We start from the raw sequence: 17829 nt of genomic DNA, 5'->3' as shown, positions 1-17829 counted from the left end.
CGATGAAGCTTCATGAACTATCGCCGTCTTCAAAATCGCGTAGACCCAACCGTCGTCTGGGACGCGGTGTCGGAACCGGCCGGGGCAAGACTGCTGGCCGAGGCAGTAAAGGTTACAACAGTCGCTCCGGCGGCGGGGTCAGACCCGGTTATGAAGGTGGGCAAATGCCGATTCAGCGGCGTCTTCCCAAACGCGGATTTACCAATATTTTTAAAAAGCAGATTGCTGTCATCAATGTCAGAGATTTACTGCGATTTGAGAGCGGTAGTTTGGTCGATGAAGCCGCGCTTGTGAAAGCCGGACTTGTAAAGGGCCCAAAAGACGGGATTAAGTTGTTGGGACAGGGGGAAATTAAAGTGGCCCTCAATGTCAAAATACATCATGTCAGCAAGGCTGCCCGCGAAAAAATCGAAGCTGCTGGCGGTACGGTAGAGGTTATTCAATGATTGGTAGCGGGTTTCAAAATATATTTAAAATACCCGAGCTAAAAAAGCGCATTCTGTTTACGTTTGGATTGCTTATCGTTTACCGGATCGGTGTCCATGTTCCTGTTCCGGGAATCGACTCTTCCGCGCTAGAATCCTTTTTTGCCAGGGCAGAAGGCACCATATTTGGTATTTTTAATATGTTTTCCGGGGGCGCCTTAGAACGGCTGTCGGTTTTTGCGCTTGGCATTATGCCCTATATCAGCGCTTCAATCATATTGCAGCTATTAACGGTTGTCGTACCGCATTTGGAACAGCTAAAAAAAGAAGGCGAACAGGGGCGCAAAAAAATTACGCAATATACCCGCTATGGAACGGTTATTTTAAGCATTATTCAAGGTTTCGGCATCGCCGTTGGGCTGGAAAGTATGAGCTCACCGGGTGGGGCCCCGGTGGTCTTATTTCCGGGTTGGGCATTTAGATTAATGACCGTGATTACCCTAACTGCCGGCACTGCCTTTATCATGTGGCTGGGTGAGCAAATTACCGAACGCGGTATCGGCAATGGCATTTCGCTGATTATTTTTGCCGGTATTGTAGCCCGGCTGCCGACTGCTGGTGGAAATACATTTCGCTTGCTGACCACCGGAGAAATGGGAATATTTGTTGTTCTGATTCTGGTCATTTTTATGGTGGCCGTGATCGGATTTATCATCTTTGTTGAGCAAGGGCAACGGCGCATCCCAGTTCAATATGCCAAACGGGTGGTGGGGCGAAAAATGTATGGAGGGCAGAGTACCCATCTGCCATTGAAAATTAATACGTCTGGTGTGATTCCGCCAATTTTTGCTTCATCGATCATTATGTTTCCGGCAACGATTGCCAATTTCATTAATATTCCCTGGATCAGAACAATTGGAGAAACCATGCGGCCGGGGAATGTTTTTTATGAATTGCTCTTCGTCGGCTTTATTTTCTTTTTCTGTTATTTTTATACAGCGGTGACTTTCAACCCGGTTGATGTTGCTGAAAATATGAAAAAACAGGGCGGCTACATACCCGGAATCCGCCCTGGAAAACGCACTGCTGACTATATTGACAAGGTGTTAACGCGCATCACACTTGGCGGTGCTTTCTACGTTTCAGCGGTCTGCGTGCTGCCTTCTATCTTAATCACCCGCTTTGATGTTCCATTTTATTTTGGGGGTACGGCCCTTCTGATTGTGGTGGGCGTAGCGATTGATACCGTCGCCCAGATTGAATCGCATATGTTGAGTCGTCATTATGAGGGATTTTTAAAGCGGGGTGGCGGCGTGCGAGTAAAAGGCCGTTAATAGCCGATCAGGGTTTATTAGTCGAGACCCGCAAATAGGAGTTGTCTGTGGCCAAAGAAGAACCTATTGTCGTTGAAGGTGTTGTCCTGGAGACATTGCCAAATGCAATGTTTAAGGTTGAATTGGAGAACAAGCATCAGGTGCTAGCCCATATCTCGGGCAAAATGCGAATGCATTTTATCAAGATTTTACCTGGCGATAAGGTTACGGTTGAATTATCTCCCTACGACCTGACGCGTGGCCGAATCACCTATCGATCAAAATAGGACGGGTATTCGGTATCGGGTATTAGATATTGGTTAAAGCGGTCTACATTTGATTGCCAATACCGAATACCCAATACCCAATATCTAACTTTAGGAGTATGACTCATGAAGGTTCGAGCATCAGTAAAGAAAATTTGCCCTAAATGTAAAATTGTCCGTCGCAAAGGTGTTGTGCGGGTGATCTGCGAAAACAAACGACACAAACAGCGACAAGGATAAAAGGAGGATAACCATTGGCAAGAATTGCAGGGGTTGATCTACCCAAGAAAAAGCGCATTGAGATTGGCCTGACCTATATTTACGGAATTGGCAGGTCTTCTTCGCGCCGCATCCTGGAAAAACTGGCGATTGACACCGAGACCAAGACCGATCAACTTACGGAAGATCAAGTCAGCAGCATCCGCAAAGTGATTGACAATGAATATAAAGTTGAGGGTGAACTGCGAACAGAAGTCTCGATGAATATCAAACGACTGATGGATCTGGGTTGCTATCGCGGATTGCGCCATCGCAAATCGCTGCCGGTGCGTGGCCAGCGTACAAGCACCAATGCCAGAACACGTAAGGGACCCAAAAGAGCAGCTGTTAAAAAGAAAGGTGCCGCTAAGCAAAAAAAATAGCATAGTTTACACGAAAGATATCCGTTGCCCACTGAATATGTGACGGTCGATCACGGTTTATCAAAACGTTCAATCGGCAACAGAAACTGATTACTCAAACGAGGCGAATTCGATGGCCAAAAAAATCCGAACCAAGAAAAAAGTAAAGAAAAATGTTGTAAGTGGTGTTGTCCATATTCAATCAACATTTAACAATACGATTGTGACCATAACCGATGCAGGTGGAAATGTTGTTTCCTGGTCGAGCGCCGGCGTTCAGGGCTTTAAGGGCTCGCGTAAAAGTACACCTTTTGCTGCCCAGTTGGCTGCTGAAGATGCGGCTAGAAAGGCCATGGAACATGGTATGAAAACTGTAGAAGTGTATGTTAAAGGACCTGGTCCCGGCAGAGAGTCTGCTTTGCGCGCCTTGCAGGCGACCGGATTCAACGTTACGATGATTAAAGATGTTACACCCATACCACACAATGGATGTCGTCCACCCAAGAGACGAAGAGTTTAGTTAATAAGTTAAATAGTCAAATAGTAAAAGACGATATCCGCAATTACGATTTAACGATTCAACCAATTAACCATATGACCAATAACTAGGAGGATCTTTTGTCCAGATATAAAGATTCAGTTTGCCGGCACTGCCGGCGTGAAAACCTAAAATTGTATCTCAAAGGAGATCGCTGTTACTCGGATAAATGTGCCTTTGATAGAAGGTCTTATCCACCGGGTGAGCATGGAGAGCGGCGAGGTAGAAAAATTTCTGACTACGGTATTCAGCTGCGTGAAAAGCAGAAAGTCAAACGGATGTATGGGCTTTCTGAAAAACAATTTCATCTGTTTTTTGAGAGAGCTGAGGCGCAAAGAGGCGTTACCGGTACCAATTTGCTGGTCTTGCTGGAACGCCGGCTCGATAATGTCGTCTATCGCCTTGGTTTTGCGAATTCCCGCACTCAGGGGCGTCAATTTGTGTTGCACAATCATTTCCTGGTTAACGGGAAAAAAGTCAACATCCCGTCTTTCTTGGTTAAAAGGGGCGATTCAGTTGAGGTCAAAGAAAAAAGCAAGAAGGTTGCGGCCATTTCAGACTCTATCGAAGCGGTCGTCCGCAGGGGCATACCCCAATGGCTGGAGCTTGAAAAAGAAAAGCACAAAGGTGTCGTGACCGGATTTCCGGTGCGTGAAGATATCACCATGCCGATTCAAGAACAGCTGGTTGTGGAGCTTTATTCTAAGTAACAGCGTACCAGGAAGATCATCATGGTCGGCAGAGCCGACGATGGTTGGATCATCTAAAACCCTTTTCGATTTGGAGATTAGAAAATGTCATCCGACGAACTGATGTATGTCAACTGGCAGCAAATGATCAGGCCTGATAAAGTTCAGGTTACCAGTAATCCATCTTACGGCAAGTTTGTTTGTGAACCCCTGGAAAGGGGGTTCGGTATCACTATCGGCAATTCATTAAGACGGATCGTACTGTCATCATTATATGGTGCTGCGATTACATCTGTAAAATTTGATGGCGTCATGCACGAATTCAGTGTTATCCCCGGTATTCTGGAAGATGTTTCTGAAATTATTTTAAATCTGAAAGAAGTGCGGTTTAAGCTCTCGGATTCTGAGCCCAAAACCGTCAGACTCGAGGCTTCCGGCGAAGGTGAAGTGACCGCCGGTGATATTTTGAGTGAGGACGGCAAGAGCGAAGTGCTGAATCCTAAACATCACATTGCGTCCCTGGACAAAAAAGGGAAGCTCAATTTGACGATGACCGTAAAGTATGGCAAAGGCTATTCTTTGGCAGAAGCCAATAAAGATGAGGGATCACCTAGTGGTACGATACCGATAGATGCGGTTTTCTCGCCCATCAGACGTGTCAACTTTGTGGTCGGCAATGCCCGGGTCGGTCAACGCACCGATTATGATAAACTGACTATGGAAGTTTGGACGGATGGAAGTATTATGCCGGAAGATGCGGTCGCTTATGCCGCTAAAATTCTCAAAGAGCAGATGACAGTGTTTATTAACTTTGATGAAGAAATGGAACCGGCACCGGAAGAAACGGCCACGAATAAGGAAAAACCAAAGTTTAATGAAAACCTTTACCGCAGCGTGGAAGAGCTCGAATTATCCGTGCGCAGTGCCAATTGTCTAAAGAATGCAGATATCAACAAAATCTGGCAACTGGTCAGCAAGACAGAGGCGGAGATGCTCAAGACGAAAAATTTTGGCCGTAAGTCATTAAACGAAATTAAGGAAGTATTAGCAGAAATGGGGTTGTCACTCGGTATGAAACTGGAAGGTTTTGAACCACCCGACGATGAAACCGAAGAAGAGGAGTAATTGACCATATGCGACATCGAAAAGCCAGCTTGAAACTTAACCGAACCACGAGTCATCGCAATGCGATGTTTCGAAATATGGTCACCTCGTTGTTCAAACACGAGCGGATTCGCACCACGGGCGCTAAAGCCAAGGAATTGCGGCGCTGGGCCGATCATCTGATCACGTTGGCCAAGCGGGGTGACTTGCATGCCAGAAGGCAAGCCCTCGCTATTGTCAGGGAAAAGCAGGTTGTTCATAAATTGTTTGAAGAAGCCAACGACAAATTTGGTCATTCTGCCGGGGGGTATACTCGGATTGTAAAATTGGGTCGGCGTGCCGGCGATGCGGCTTCTATGTCTTTAATCGAACTGGTGGTTCTGGACGTGGCGGACAAGAAAAAATCCAAGAAAAAATCCACTAAAAAAGCCGCTACGTCAAAGAAATCAGCTGCGGAAGCCAAGGACGATAAAAAGCCGCAGGCGAAAAAACCCCAGAAGGCTGATGCCAAAACAAAGCCGGAATCCAAGAAAAAAGTAGCGGATAAGAAAAAAGAGGGCACTTCCAAAGCGCAAAAAACAGCACAGAAAAAATCGGAATCCCCGAAAGCGGATACCAAACCCAAAACGGCGGCAAAAACAAAAGCAACAGCGGCCAAAAAACAAAAACCGCCTGAAGACAAACCTATAGGCGATTCTAAAAAGAAAGACGCTTAATACCTTTATCCTGCGTCATCATCTTTACCAAAAAGCCCCGTGACATCACTCACCGGGCTTATTGTTTTCGGCGAATTACAGAATGCTAGACGTTCTATTTTTTAACATGTGCTGCTTTTACTTTGTCGAGGGCTTCTTCGACGGCCTCTTTTAACTCATCGTCATCTTGTCCCTGGAGAAGGGCTTCCAGACGCGGGATAAAATCGCTTTGCGCCATTTCTCCAAAAATATACACCAAGTCACCTTTGACACGATCATCCACATCATCAAATCTGCGCCACAAGACTTCCGCGGTTTGAAGCGCAAGTTTTAAATCTTTTTCAATCAGTTCATCCATGACGACCATGGCACCTAAACGAACAGGCCATTTGGGGTGTAGCAGCACGTCATAGAAAGCCGGAAAGATTTGTGCCCTAGCGAGCATCATTTCCGCCAGTTGACCGGCTTTGCCTTCTTTGAGCAGCATTTCCAGCGATAGCGGTCCTAACGCACTGGGATCGCGTTCTGCCATAACTTTAACAATTTCGTCTACTTGAAAAGTTCCTGTCCAGCGGAATTGATCTTCCAAGATTAACGTCGGTACAGATTGAAGGTTGTCTTTTTCTGCCAGATCGGGAAAAGACATCGCATCGATAACCGTCAGGTGTATATGGTTGTTTGCAAACAACAACGGCAATAGCTGGCGCACGGCTTGCGGGCAAAAGCGACATTGCGCAGCAACGTACAGAACCAGATGTGTCGGTAAATCAATGGCTTCCAGTTGTCGTGCAATGTTTTCATCTATCTGAGATCGGTCCGCGGCATTTAGTTGCAGGGCTTCAATGAAAGGTCCGATCTCAGTCCCTGAGGGGACCGCCTGATAGGATAATCCATCATGAATACGGATGGCAGGAAATTCATCCGGGTCAGCCGTTTCTTTTTTGACGCGGATTTTGGGCACCTGTTGTTCGAGATATTCGCAAAATTTAACAATGGCAGGGCTCAGTTCGTGTTCGTTATGCAGGCACTTAATCCGAATTTCTTTGGCCAACGTCTCATTTAAGGCCGTGATCTGTTTTTCTTCGGTGGGTGTCATCGTTCACCGGTTCAAAGGTTCAAAGGTTCAAGGTTCAGAGGTTCAAGGTTCAGAGGTTTTGTGCTCTTCGGTTTGATTTCGTAATCTTTCAACCTTTGAACCCTGAACCTTTGAACCTAAAAATAGGACCTTTAATACGGGCTGACCGGTTATGCAAGTTAAAATAAACCATACCTGAGAATAATAAAAAAACAAATAAGGTTGATCTTGGGAAATAGAGGCATATATTGACTTGACGAAATTTATAATGATATAAGCCCTAAAAAACCCTTCCGACCTTTTGGTCTATAGCAACACCTGCAGAAAGGAGACATCAAGACTATGGATCCTGCAACGCTTTTAAAAGACAAAATAGTATTGACCGTCGATGACGAAGTGGATGTCACCGATACCGTGGAAGAGGTTTTAGACATGTGTATGGTGCGCAAAGCCAATGATTATGACACTGCGCATCAATTGTTGCTTGGCTATACCTTTGACATCGTCATTCTAGATATCATGGGTGTCAATGGCTTTGATCTCTTAAAAACATCTGTTAAGCGTGGCTTTCCCACAGTTATGCTGACGGCTTATGCTCTGACACCCGAAGCTCTGGAAAAATCCATCAAACTGGGAGCAGTGTCCTTTCTGCCCAAAGAAAAAATGAGCAATCTGGACGAATTCATCGCCGACGTTGTTCTCAAGGGAGGACAACCCGTATGGGGGAAGCTTTTTGACAAACTCGGCGGCTTTTTCAACAAACGATTTGGGCCGGATTGGAAAAAACAAAATGAATTCTTTGATGATTTCGTAAAATCCATCAAAGCTGAAAAATAAGCCGCTTTCACAAGTTAGTTGGTTCCCTATTGAATCTGGAGGTTGCCCGAGTTGGCTGAGTCCAAACTGCTGCCCCTTTCTGAAGCCATTGATCAGTTTATACCTGATGGTAGCTCCATTGCCATGGGTCTTGCCCAGGAAACCCTCATCCCCTTTGCTGCCGGACACGAACTCATCCGCCAAAATAAACAGCACCTGACCCTCATCGGACCGATATCAGATATCCTGTTTGATCAAATTATTGGCGCAGGGTGTGTCCGTAAAATACAGGCCGCCTGGGTGGGCAATGTGATTACAGGCTCGAGTTATAATTTTCGAAGAGCGGTTGAAAGCGGCAGCCTGGAAATGGAAGACCACTCGAATCTGACCCTGGCTATGGCGTTGCGGGCTGCCGCCATGGGGGTCCCCTTTATGCCTACCCGCACGGCGCTGGGTAGCGATCTTTTCAAAACCAATACGCGCCTGAAAACCATGACTTGCCCGTTTAGCGGTGACAAACTTGCCGCGGTGGCAGCGCTGAAACCGGATGTGGCCATCGTTCACCTTCAGCGGGCGGATGTTTACGGCAATGCTCATGCCTGGGGCAACCTGGGGCTTACCCGTGACGCCTGTCTGGCCAGCCGTCACATCATTATTACCGCAGAAGAGATCGTGGAACCGGATGTCATCAGTCGCGATCCCAATCGGGTGATTACCCCGGGTTATCGGGTCAGCGCGGTGGTACATGCGCCCTGGGGCGGTCATCCTTCGCCAGTGCCCGGATTCTATAACCGCGATCATCAAGGATTTCTTGACTACCGTACCGAAAGCAAAACGCGGGAAGCGTATCTCGAATGGCGTAAACAATGGGTTGATAACGTGCACAGCTGGCAGGATTATACAGAATTGCTGGGAAAAAAACGACTGTCGCAGCTGGCTATTGAGCATCATGATTACTCAGAGCCGGTGGATTATGGCTATTAGGTTCTGGGTTCAGAGGTTCAGGGTTCCGGGTTAAATGGTTGAGTCTTCAAAGTTTCAATGGTTTTAAGCCTCTGGCCCCCGGCTGCTGGCTACTGGCTCGAGCTTTTGATCTCCGGCTTCCTGCCAGATGCCAGAAGCAAGGAGCCAGCGGCCAACTGAATCGGCTAGATTGAGATTTTTCAAATAAATGTAAACTATTTAGGCGCCTAAGATGTCTTACACATTACCCGAACTAATGGTCACCGCGGCGGCGCGTGAAATTGCTGACGGTGAAGTGGTTTTTGTCGGTATGCGTCTGCCGTTGCTCGGTTTTCTGTTGGCCAAAAGCACGCATGCGCCCGAGTCCGTAGGGATCTACGAATTAGGGATCGTGCGCGATACGCTGGCACCCGAGCCCATCTTAACAATGGGGGATTTACCCAATCTCTATCGAGCGCGGTGGCTGGCTGATACGGCCGATATGATGGGGCTGTTGCAGCAGGGTCAGGTAGATGTTAGTTTTATCGGCGGTGCCCAGATAGATCGATACGGCAACCTGAATACCAGTTATATTGGCGGTGTGGAAAATGTTACTACCCGCCTGCCGGGGAGCGGTGGTGCCTGTGATCTGGCCAGCCTGGCGCAACGACACATCATTATCATGAACCATCAAAAGCGCCGCTTTATGCCCCAGGTCGATTACATCACCTCACCCGGCTTTGGAACCGGCGCTGGCTGGCGACGCCGGGTTGGGCTGCCGCGAGGTGGGCCGGCGACGGTGATCACCACAATGGGTATTTTACGATTTGATTCTCAAAGCCGTGAAATGACACTTGCTTCCGTTCATCCAGGCGTCAGCGTGAACGCAGTCCGCGACAACACGGGATGGCCGCTGCAGATTGCTGAGAATTTGGTGCAAACACCCGAGCCAACTGAAAAGGAATTGGAGATGCTGCAGCGTTTTGATCCTCAAAAATATTGGACATCCGATTCCAGCTAAATATTAGATTTGTTCGATTTGTGGTGGCCAATCTCTGTCAATGCTTACATAGTGACGATTTAGCGGAATCTATATTTCATTTTAACCCGATAATTTTCCTTGACAAAAAGCCAAATAGCTGTGATATAGCTATAAAATCATCTTTGGCAAATGAATGAAGTTTAGAAATTAAAGGCATACAGCCGAAAAAGGAGGTACCAATGCATTTAAAAAGATTCACATTCTGCGCGACGCTATTTCTAGTTGTTTTTGGTTTGCTTATCAGCCCGGCCCTTGCCAAAGGACCCTCCCTGGATAAATGGAAACCCGCCTTCGATCCATCAGGTGCCAAATATAAGTTTATCGTTTCAAATGTTTCCCATCCGGTTTTAAAGGGCGTTTACACCGGATTTGCCATTCGGGATGAATTGTGGAAACGAACCAATGGCCAGATGTATCTGGATTATAAACCCTTCTCCATGCTGGGGGGCGAAGTTGAGGTTCTCAACCAGCTGCAAATGGGTGCAATTCAGGGTATGGCCGTCAGCTCGGTGGCCTCCACCAATCTGGGCCCCCGATTTGGTATCGTCAACCTGCCGTTTTTGGTTGATTCTTTTGATAAACTCGAAAAATTCGTCAACAGCGGAAAACTTTTTGACCATTTCCTGATGGCCATGGATCATCAGGGAATTATGGCAGTCGATATTGCCAGTTATGGTAATTACGGCTGGGCCACGACAGTGCCGGTCAAAACCATTGCCGATGCCAAGAAGGTCAAATTCCGCATCGCCGAAGCCGCAGTTAACAAGCTGTCCTACAAGGCATGGGGTTTTAACCCGGTCGTGATGCCCTGGCCGGATGTTCCGGTGGCCTTGAAGCAAGGTGTTATCACCGGCTTGGATCATACCCTCACCGTGTGCAGCATCACCAAGAAATTCGAGGTGGCCAAGTACTATACCGAATTAAACTATGCCCAGGGCCTGTTTATCTGGTTGTTTAACAAGGCCTGGTTCAACAGCTTGCCGGCTGACCTGCAGAAAACCCTGGTTGAGACGGTCCGCGACATGTGTGCCGAGGCGCGCATGGCAGCCAAGGCACAGGAATTGGAGCAACGCAAAGCCGCTATGGGCAAAGGCATCGAGTTTTTTCAACTCTCTGACAAGGAGATGATGACCCTCAAAAATCAGGCCGATTCAGTGCATCAGAAATTTGCGCCTGAAATTAACAAACTTCAATCCGGCGATAAGTATCGCCCGGATAATTTCCTGATGGAAGTCCAAAAATACATGGGCTATACAAAATAGCTTGATTATTTTTTTACCACGCACTAATAAAGGGGCTTCGGTCTGACCGAAGCCCCTTTTACTAAAAGCTATCTCAAAAATAGTAGATCACGCTCAAGGGCAAGGCGAAAACCGATTCAAAAGTGGAGCATACACGGCAGTATTCGAGCATTTTGAATCGGTTTTGAACACAGCCATTGAGCGCCTGTCCGCCTCTGGCGGATTAGATGCATTTTTGAGATAGCTTCTAATCTCTGGCCAATGAGGGTAGTACCCATGTTTGGAAAATTGCTGCATTTCCTGGACAAAGTCTTGACCTTTTTTGAGGAATGGACGCTGTTTATCAGTGTGTTGGTGGCGTTAGTAGCCCTTTTTGTGAATGTTGTTTTGCGTTACGGCTTCAACTATTCATTGGCCTGGTCAGAAGAATTGGTGCGCGAGGTTATCATTTATACCACTTTTATCGGCTGCAGTGCCGCCGTCAAGGCTCGCTCTCTGATCAAAATCGATGCTTCCGTCCAGATTTTTCCCAAACTAAAAGTTCCTTTAACGTTTTTTAGTAATTTTGTGATCATGATTTTTGCGATCATGATGATCTACTATGGTTGGTTGATCGCAGCGCTGCAGGTTCGCACCCAGCAAAAAACCATTATCATGCAGATCCCGCTGGTCTATCTGTATTCGATCCTGCCATTGATGGGTGTACTGATGCTGATACGCGTCATTCAGGTATTTTACGAGGATATCCAAGAACAAGTGGCCAAGAAAGCTTCGGATTAATTTTTTGCGTTAAGCTGAGAGAAGGAGAACCGGACTATGGAAACCAGTCACATCATCATCCTGGCCATTCTGCTAGGATGCATGGCGACCTATATTCCCGTCTTTATGTGTCTGTTTTTTACCGCTGTTTTAGGCTTTTTATTTTTCACCGACTTGCCCATTCTCCTTTTGGCCCAAACCATTTTCCGCAGTATGGACAACTTTGCCCTAGTGGTGGTGCTATTTTTTATCCTATGCGGCAATATCATGACAGCCGGCACCATTGTTGAAAAGTTGATCAAAGTGGCCAATGCGGTGGTCAGTTGGCTACCGGGCGGCCTGGGGATGGCAGGGGTGCTGGCCTGTGGGCTGTTTGGCGCTATTTCTGGTTCCACGGTAGCTACTGTGGTGGCCCTGGGTGGCTTTATGATCCCGGCGTTGATCGACAACGGATATCCGCAAAAATATACCCTGGGGGTCATGACCACCTCACCCAATCTGGGCGTGATCATCCCGCCCAGTATCGGGATGATTCTGTACAGCATGATCAGCAATGTATCCCTTGAAGGTCTTTTTTTAACCGGGTTTTTACCGGGCATTTTGATTATGTTCGGTGTTTGCATTTACACTTATTTTGTCTTTCGCAAGAAAAAAGAAATTGTTCGCAACCCCATACCCAAACCTTTAGAGCTTTTCGCTGTTTTTAAAGAAGGCTTTTGGTCCTTGATGCTGCCGGTTATTATTTTTGGCGGCATTTTTTCCGGCGCGTTTACCGCCAACGAAGCCGCGGTGGTGGCCTGCGTGTATGCTTTTATCGTGGAGCTGTTTATTCACCGCTCGATGAAATTTTCAGATGTTAAAAAAGTAACCGTCAGCTCTGCAGTCACCTCTGCCACCTTGTTGATCATTGTTGCCGGTGCCACCTGTTTTGGCCGTCTGCTGACCCTGGAAAATATTCCGGGCAAAATCACCGAAACCGTATTGGCCGCCATCGAATCACCTTACATGTTCCTTTTGGCCATGAACACCCTGCTGCTGTTTGTGGGTATGTTCATGGATATCATTTCGGCAACCATGATCCTGGGGCCGGTGTTTCTGCCGATGCTCGATGCCTTTAACATCAGCTGGATGCATTTTGGTCTGATCCTGACGGTTAACCTGGCCATCGGATACTGCACGCCGCCGATGGGGGTCAGTCTTTACATCACCGGTGCGATTGCCAACAAGGATTTAATATATATCACCAAAGCGGTGATTCCATTTATCATCATTCAGATGATCGTGCTGTTTATCATCACTTACATTCCGGATGTTGTCTTGTGGCTGCCCAGAGTAATGGGATTTCTGGAGTAGACATGAGACCGAACCGCATATGATTACAGGAGGCGCTTTACATGTCTGGTGACGAATCTTTACTCAAAGGCAAGCATATTCTGGCCGTGGATGATGAAGAGGATATCCTGGAAACCATCGCGGATTTGCTGGATGAGTCGGACATCGATACGGCACGGGATTATGAGAGTGCGTCGCAAAAAATAAAAAAGGGGCGCTATGACCTGGCCATTTTGGATATTATGGGAGTTAATGGGCTTAAGCTGCTCGAGGAGGCTGTTGATCGTGGCATCCCAACGGTCATGCTTACGGCCCATGCGGTCAGTCGGGAAACCTTGATGGAATCCATTCAAAAGGGAGCCATTTCCTATCTGCCCAAGGAAAAGCTGTCTGAGCTCGATGAGCTGCTGGATTCGATTCTGGGAGCTTATCAGCGCGGTGAACCGCCCTGGAAACTGCTTTTTGAAAAACTGGGTGACTATTTTGACCGCCGCTTCGGCCCCGATTGGAAGGAAAAGGATCGGGAGTTCTGGTCGGAATTCAGCCGCAACTATTCCATCGGTAAAGGGATCCAGGAGCGTCTCAAGCATGATAAAAATATTCGTGACAAGGGAATCTAACGTTTACCGACTGCTAACATTATCTGTCTAGATCGTCTCAATTGTCCTTAGCTATCTGCTCATCTGGATTGATCCACCTGCATGTAACTGCCAGATTCTCCATACCGAATCAAAGCAACAGGGAAAGGTCTAAGTCGGCGTAAAATATGCGATTTTTATCCGATTTTTAGGCGTTTTCTTGCTTGACACCAATGGTGCCTTCCTCTATAGTTCATCTTTTGCGCTCAGAGTGTATACAGTATACATAGACCCCATAACATCAGTTTCAGGAGGGAAAAAATGGATTTTAGTTTGCCGGAAGAACTTGAAATTTTGAGAAATACGGTGCGTGATTTTGCTAGCGAAAAAATTGCGCCCTTTGCCGATGAGTGGGATGAAAAGCATTATTTTCCCTACGAGGAAGCTGTCAAACCCATGGGTGAACTCGGTCTTTTTGGCACCGTTATTTCTGAGGCCTATGGTGGATCCGAAATGGGCTGGCTGGCCGCCATGATCATTACAGAGGAAATTGCGCGGGCATCAAGCTCCCTGCGGGTACAGGTAAATATGCAGGCCTTGGGTTGCGCCTATACCATTGAAACTTACGGCAGCGAGGAACTAAAGCAAAAATATATCCCCAAGCTGGTCAGCGCCGAATACATGGGCGGCTTTGCCATGACCGAACCGGATGCCGGATCGGATGTGATGGCTATCAAGTCCCGTGCCGAAGACAAGGGTGATCACTGGCTTTTGAATGGATCCAAGACCTGGATTTCGAACGCCGATGTGGGTGATGTGATGATTTATTATGCCTACACGGATCGTGATGCCGGCTCTAAAGGGCTATCGGCTTTTGTAGTTGAGCTGAAGAATTTTAACGACGTGCGCACAACGGCCCTGGATAAGCTGGGATCGCGCTCTTCACCGACCGGAGAAATCTATCTGACCGATACCAAAGTGCCCAAGGAAAATATCCTTGGCAAACCCGGTGATGGCGCCAAAATCCTATTCGGATCCTTAAATCAAACCCGTCTTTCGGCAGCTGCCGGTGGCGTGGGCGTAGCGCAGGCCTGTTTGGATGAAACCATTAAGTATGCTACCGAACGCAAGCAGTTTGGCAAGCCGATCGGCGACTATCAAATGAACCAGGATATGATTGCCCAGATGTCCACCGAAATTGAAGCCGCGCGTTTGCTGGTTTACAAAGCAGCCTGGGCAAAGGATCAGGGCCGCTTAAACAACGGTCTGGATGTGGCTCAGGCCAAATACGCAGCCGGTGAGGTGGCCAACAAATGTGCCCTTTACGCCATGCGGATTTTAGGCGCCTATGGTTACTCAACCGAATATTCGGTAGCGCGCTTTTTCCGGGATGCGCCCACATATGCCATGGTGGAAGGCTCCGCCAATATTTGCAAATGGATTATCGCCTTGGATCAGTTGGGCATCCGCAAAGCAAATAGGTAAAACTGGCTTTAAAATCATCAGCTTTTGTCCGAGGCCTTTGTTAACATTCGATTCAAAATGCTCGTGTAGCATTGTCACAGCATATAGCTAATAATTTGTTGAACGGGTAGCAAAATATTCAGATTTTGTTTCAGGTTTAGGCGTAATTCGATTCGAAAACGGAGCGTACACGATAGTACGCGAGTATTTCGAATCGGATTATAACACAGACCTGGGACAAAAGATGTTATTTTGGACCCGTTCAGATAGAAAGGAGTGGAATATGGACATAGTTGTTTTGGTAAAACAGGTGCCGGACACCGAATCTCTGGTGCAGATTGCAGATGATGGGGTTTCCATTAAAACCCAGGATATCAAGTGGATTATGAACCCTTATGATGAGCTCGCGGTTGAAGCCGCCCTGCAATTCAAAGAAGCCCAAGGGGGCACGGTGACCATTTTGTCTCTGGGTCAGGAAAAAGCCATCGAAACCATCCGTACGGCGCTGGCCATGGGAGCCGACCAGGGTGTGCACATCAATGATCCTGCCGCCGAAGGCAGTGATTCGCTGGCCACTGCCAAATTGCTGGCGGCAGCGTTGAAGGATATCCCTTACGATTTGATCATTGCTGGTCATCGGGCCGTGGATGAAGACAACTATCAGGTCGCATCGGCTGTTGCCGAACTGCTGGGCATCCCGCAGGTATCCATGGTCAACAAAGTCGAGCTTGCCGATGGTAAAATTATCTGTGATCGTACGATTGAAGGCGGCACTGTTGTCGTGGAGGCCGCATTGCCGGCCCTGTTCACCACCCAGCGGGGGCTCAATGAGCCGCGCTATGCATCTTTGCCGGGTATCATGAAAGCCAAGAAAAAACCCGTGGATGTCAAATCAGTTGCCGATCTGGGTCTAGACGCTGCTCAGGTGGGAGCTGCCAATCGAAAAGTAAAGGTCAAGGCGATGAGTTTGCCGCCTGAAAGGCAGGCCGTAAAAATGATCGAGGGCGAAGCCGCAGGCGATAAGGCAGCAGCGCTGGTAAAAGTCTTACACGAAGAAACCAAAATTATTTAGAGGAGACATAAAATGGCACAAGGTGTTTTTGCGATAACAGAGCAAAGAGACGGAGAACTTCGAAAAGTTAGCTTTGAGGTTGTCAGCGAAGGGCGGCGGGTGGCCGATGGTTTAGGGGCCGAGCTGACAGCTGTCGTGCTGGGATCCGGTATCGACGGCCTTGCCGAAGAGCTCAAAAAATACGGTCCGGATAAGATTCTGGTTGCTGATGACGCCGGTCTGGCGGATTATACCACCGATGCTTACAGCAACGTACTGGCAGATTTGATTCAAGCTGCAGATCCGGCTGTTATTATAGCGGGCGCATCAGCACAGGGTAAGGATCTGGCCGGACGCCTGGCAGCGAAACTGGATGCGGGTGTGGCCATGGATTGTGTCAACGTCCAGCTTGATAATGGCAATTTAACCTGCACGCGGCCCATGTTTGGCGGCAAAATTAATGCCGATGTCGAGATCCAAGGCGATTGCCAAATCGTCGCCATTCGACCCAATGTGATGGACATTGCCGAAGCGGCCAAAGACAGCGCCGTTGAAAAACCGGCTGTGCAGCTCGGTGAGGTCAAAACCACGATCGTTGATAAGAAAATGGATACCAGCGATAAGGTTGAGCTGACGGAAGCCGATATTATTGTTTCCGGTGGGCGCGGTACCGGCGGTGACTATGCGGGCATTGAAGCGCTGGCTGATGCGCTGGGTGCTGCTGTCGGGGCTTCGCGCTCAGCGGTTGATGAGGGCTGGCGCCCGCACAGTGACCAGGTGGGCCAGACCGGAAAAACGGTATCGCCGACATTGTATGTTGCCTGCGGTATTTCAGGCGCCATCCAGCATCTGGCCGGTATGTCGACTTCCAAGTATATTGTGGCCATCAATAAGGACGAGGAAGCACCGATATTTTCAAAAGCTGATTTTGGTATTGTTGGCGATCTGTTTGAAGTTATCCCGGCGATCACCGAGGAAGTTAAGAAGGTTAAGGGTTAGTCGCCGATCTTGGCGATTGCCTGCAAAAAGGTTTGCGTATAAAACTGCAAATTTGATCAGCCCTGCTTTTGGCAGGGCTGATTGTTTTTGGGTAATGGTGATGGGTAACATTTTCGGCAGAGCAGTCGTGCAAACGAACATCTTGTGCCTAAAAAGATTTTGAACCACAAAGATCACGAAGAGCGCGAAGGTCACGAAGTTCACAAAGAACACAAATCTATGAAAACCTTTTAGATTTTCGTTTCCTTCGTGTACTTCGTGGTGTTTAACACATTTTTATTAATTAGAGAGAAAGGGGTATTCAGTGACGACGGATTTAATCGAAAAGACAAAAACAACAGCCGGGCTTTATTTTAAAGATTTTCAAGGAGAACGGCCTTTTGATCTCTGGCGTTCATTTGACAAAAAAATGGCCAAAGATCTATCACTTTTCATCACCGGCCAAATGTATGCCCGTGAAAAGATTCCGCATCAGACCCGCCAACTCATAACCGTTGCTGCCCTGACGGTGCTCTCGCGATTGGAAGAGCTGGAGCTGCATATCCATGCGGCACTGAATGTGGGCTGTACGCCACAGGAAATTGCGGAGGTCATTTTTCAGACCGCCATTTACGGCGGGGTGCCGGCAACCAATCAGGCCTTAAAAACGCTGAGAACGGTCTTGGAGGAAAAAGGCCACTGGCCGCTTGAGGAATAGTTGCCGTCCTCAGATTTTAATCGCAAATAGGTAAAATACGGCAAAAAGAAATATCATCTTTGCGCCTTTGCGTGAGAATCATACAATCAAATTGAACTCCGGTTGACAGCAGGAAGCCTTTACTTATAGTCTAAATGAGCGTAAAGACATTGCTGTTGTTTGAAATCAGATTTTTAATTGTGG

At 47.7% G+C, this 17829-nt stretch carries 20 protein-coding genes and 1 pseudogene; 20 read left to right on the top strand and 1 reads right to left on the bottom strand.

The features are described from left to right. Positions 1-2 precede the first annotated feature (2 nt). The 9 genes and pseudogenes from rplO (at position 3) to rplQ (ending at position 5365) form a co-directional block, all read left to right on the top strand. Positions 3-446 carry a 50S ribosomal protein L15 gene (rplO, locus tag QNJ26_15030; protein MDJ0986853.1) on the top strand — a complete coding sequence of 148 codons (444 nt, stop codon included), beginning with the start codon at positions 3-5 and terminating at the stop codon, positions 444-446. Then, positions 443-1759, top strand: a complete 1317-nt coding sequence (secY, locus tag QNJ26_15025; protein ID MDJ0986852.1) for a preprotein translocase subunit SecY — start codon at positions 443-445, stop codon at positions 1757-1759. Before rplO ends, secY begins: the two co-directional genes overlap by 4 nt. A 47-nt stretch (positions 1760-1806) precedes the next feature. Beyond that, positions 1807-2025, top strand: a complete 219-nt coding sequence (infA, locus tag QNJ26_15020; GenBank protein MDJ0986851.1) for a translation initiation factor IF-1 — start codon at positions 1807-1809, stop codon at positions 2023-2025. 105 nt (positions 2026-2130) lie between these two features. Continuing rightward, positions 2131-2244, top strand: a complete 114-nt coding sequence (rpmJ, locus tag QNJ26_15015; protein MDJ0986850.1) for a 50S ribosomal protein L36 — start codon at positions 2131-2133, stop codon at positions 2242-2244. Positions 2245-2258: 14 nt separating this feature from the next. Beyond that, a complete protein-coding gene (rpsM, locus tag QNJ26_15010; GenBank protein ID MDJ0986849.1) occupies positions 2259-2645 on the top strand; it encodes a 30S ribosomal protein S13 in 387 nt (128 codons plus the stop codon). A gap of 112 nt (positions 2646-2757) precedes the next feature. Further along, positions 2758-3144 carry a 30S ribosomal protein S11 gene (rpsK, locus tag QNJ26_15005; protein MDJ0986848.1) on the top strand — a complete coding sequence of 129 codons (387 nt, stop codon included), beginning with the start codon at positions 2758-2760 and terminating at the stop codon, positions 3142-3144. Positions 3145-3242: 98 nt separating this feature from the next. Continuing rightward, complete coding sequence (gene rpsD, locus QNJ26_15000; protein ID MDJ0986847.1) at positions 3243-3872, top strand: 30S ribosomal protein S4; 630 nt, start codon at positions 3243-3245, stop codon at positions 3870-3872. 84 nt (positions 3873-3956) lie between these two features. Next, a complete protein-coding gene (locus tag QNJ26_14995) occupies positions 3957-4976 on the top strand; it encodes a DNA-directed RNA polymerase subunit alpha (GenBank protein MDJ0986846.1) in 1020 nt (339 codons plus the stop codon). An 8-nt stretch (positions 4977-4984) separates the two neighbouring features. Then, a pseudogene (gene rplQ, locus QNJ26_14990) lies at positions 4985-5365 on the top strand (50S ribosomal protein L17). A gap of 400 nt (positions 5366-5765) precedes the next feature. Here the strand turns inward: rplQ and QNJ26_14985 are convergent. Continuing rightward, on the bottom strand, positions 5766-6746 hold the full coding sequence (locus QNJ26_14985) for a thioredoxin family protein (protein ID MDJ0986845.1): 981 nt from the start codon (positions 6744-6746) through the stop codon (positions 5766-5768). A gap of 321 nt (positions 6747-7067) precedes the next feature. Here QNJ26_14985 and QNJ26_14980 point away from each other — a divergent pair, with 321 nt between their 5' ends. From QNJ26_14980 to QNJ26_14930, 11 genes are all read left to right on the top strand, one after another. Further along, positions 7068-7562, top strand: coding sequence for a response regulator (locus QNJ26_14980; protein MDJ0986844.1), 495 nt, complete (start codon positions 7068-7070; stop codon positions 7560-7562). A 51-nt stretch (positions 7563-7613) separates the two neighbouring features. Then, on the top strand, positions 7614-8525 hold the full coding sequence (locus QNJ26_14975) for a CoA-transferase (GenBank protein MDJ0986843.1): 912 nt from the start codon (positions 7614-7616) through the stop codon (positions 8523-8525). Positions 8526-8736: 211 nt separating this feature from the next. Then, positions 8737-9504: a CoA-transferase gene (locus QNJ26_14970; GenBank protein MDJ0986842.1), complete on the top strand. Its 768-nt coding sequence runs from the start codon at positions 8737-8739 to the stop codon at positions 9502-9504. 200 nt (positions 9505-9704) lie between these two features. Then, positions 9705-10787 (top strand): TRAP transporter substrate-binding protein, encoded by a 1083-nt coding sequence (locus QNJ26_14965; protein ID MDJ0986841.1) that lies wholly within the window; start codon positions 9705-9707, stop codon positions 10785-10787. Between the two features lie 255 nt (positions 10788-11042). Continuing rightward, a complete protein-coding gene (locus QNJ26_14960) occupies positions 11043-11546 on the top strand; it encodes a TRAP transporter small permease (GenBank protein MDJ0986840.1) in 504 nt (167 codons plus the stop codon). Positions 11547-11582: 36 nt separating this feature from the next. Beyond that, positions 11583-12878, top strand: a complete 1296-nt coding sequence (locus tag QNJ26_14955; GenBank protein MDJ0986839.1) for a TRAP transporter large permease — start codon at positions 11583-11585, stop codon at positions 12876-12878. A 41-nt stretch (positions 12879-12919) separates the two neighbouring features. Continuing rightward, positions 12920-13477 carry a response regulator gene (locus tag QNJ26_14950; protein MDJ0986838.1) on the top strand — a complete coding sequence of 186 codons (558 nt, stop codon included), beginning with the start codon at positions 12920-12922 and terminating at the stop codon, positions 13475-13477. 279 nt (positions 13478-13756) lie between these two features. After that, entirely contained in the window at positions 13757-14920 is a 1164-nt protein-coding gene (locus QNJ26_14945; GenBank protein MDJ0986837.1) for an acyl-CoA dehydrogenase family protein, read from the top strand. A gap of 262 nt (positions 14921-15182) precedes the next feature. Then, positions 15183-15971 (top strand): electron transfer flavoprotein subunit beta/FixA family protein, encoded by a 789-nt coding sequence (locus QNJ26_14940; GenBank protein MDJ0986836.1) that lies wholly within the window; start codon positions 15183-15185, stop codon positions 15969-15971. Positions 15972-15983: 12 nt separating this feature from the next. Next, positions 15984-16949 carry an electron transfer flavoprotein subunit alpha/FixB family protein gene (locus tag QNJ26_14935; GenBank protein ID MDJ0986835.1) on the top strand — a complete coding sequence of 322 codons (966 nt, stop codon included), beginning with the start codon at positions 15984-15986 and terminating at the stop codon, positions 16947-16949. 304 nt (positions 16950-17253) lie between these two features. Continuing rightward, positions 17254-17646 (top strand): carboxymuconolactone decarboxylase family protein, encoded by a 393-nt coding sequence (locus QNJ26_14930; protein ID MDJ0986834.1) that lies wholly within the window; start codon positions 17254-17256, stop codon positions 17644-17646. The last annotated feature ends 183 nt before the right edge of the window (positions 17647-17829 follow it).

The organism is Desulfobacterales bacterium, from assembly GCA_030066985.1.
In the GTDB taxonomy this organism is placed as follows: Bacteria; Desulfobacterota; Desulfobacteria; order Desulfobacterales; family JAHEIW01; genus JAHEIW01.
This window is presented reverse-complemented; position numbering and strand designations above follow the sequence as displayed.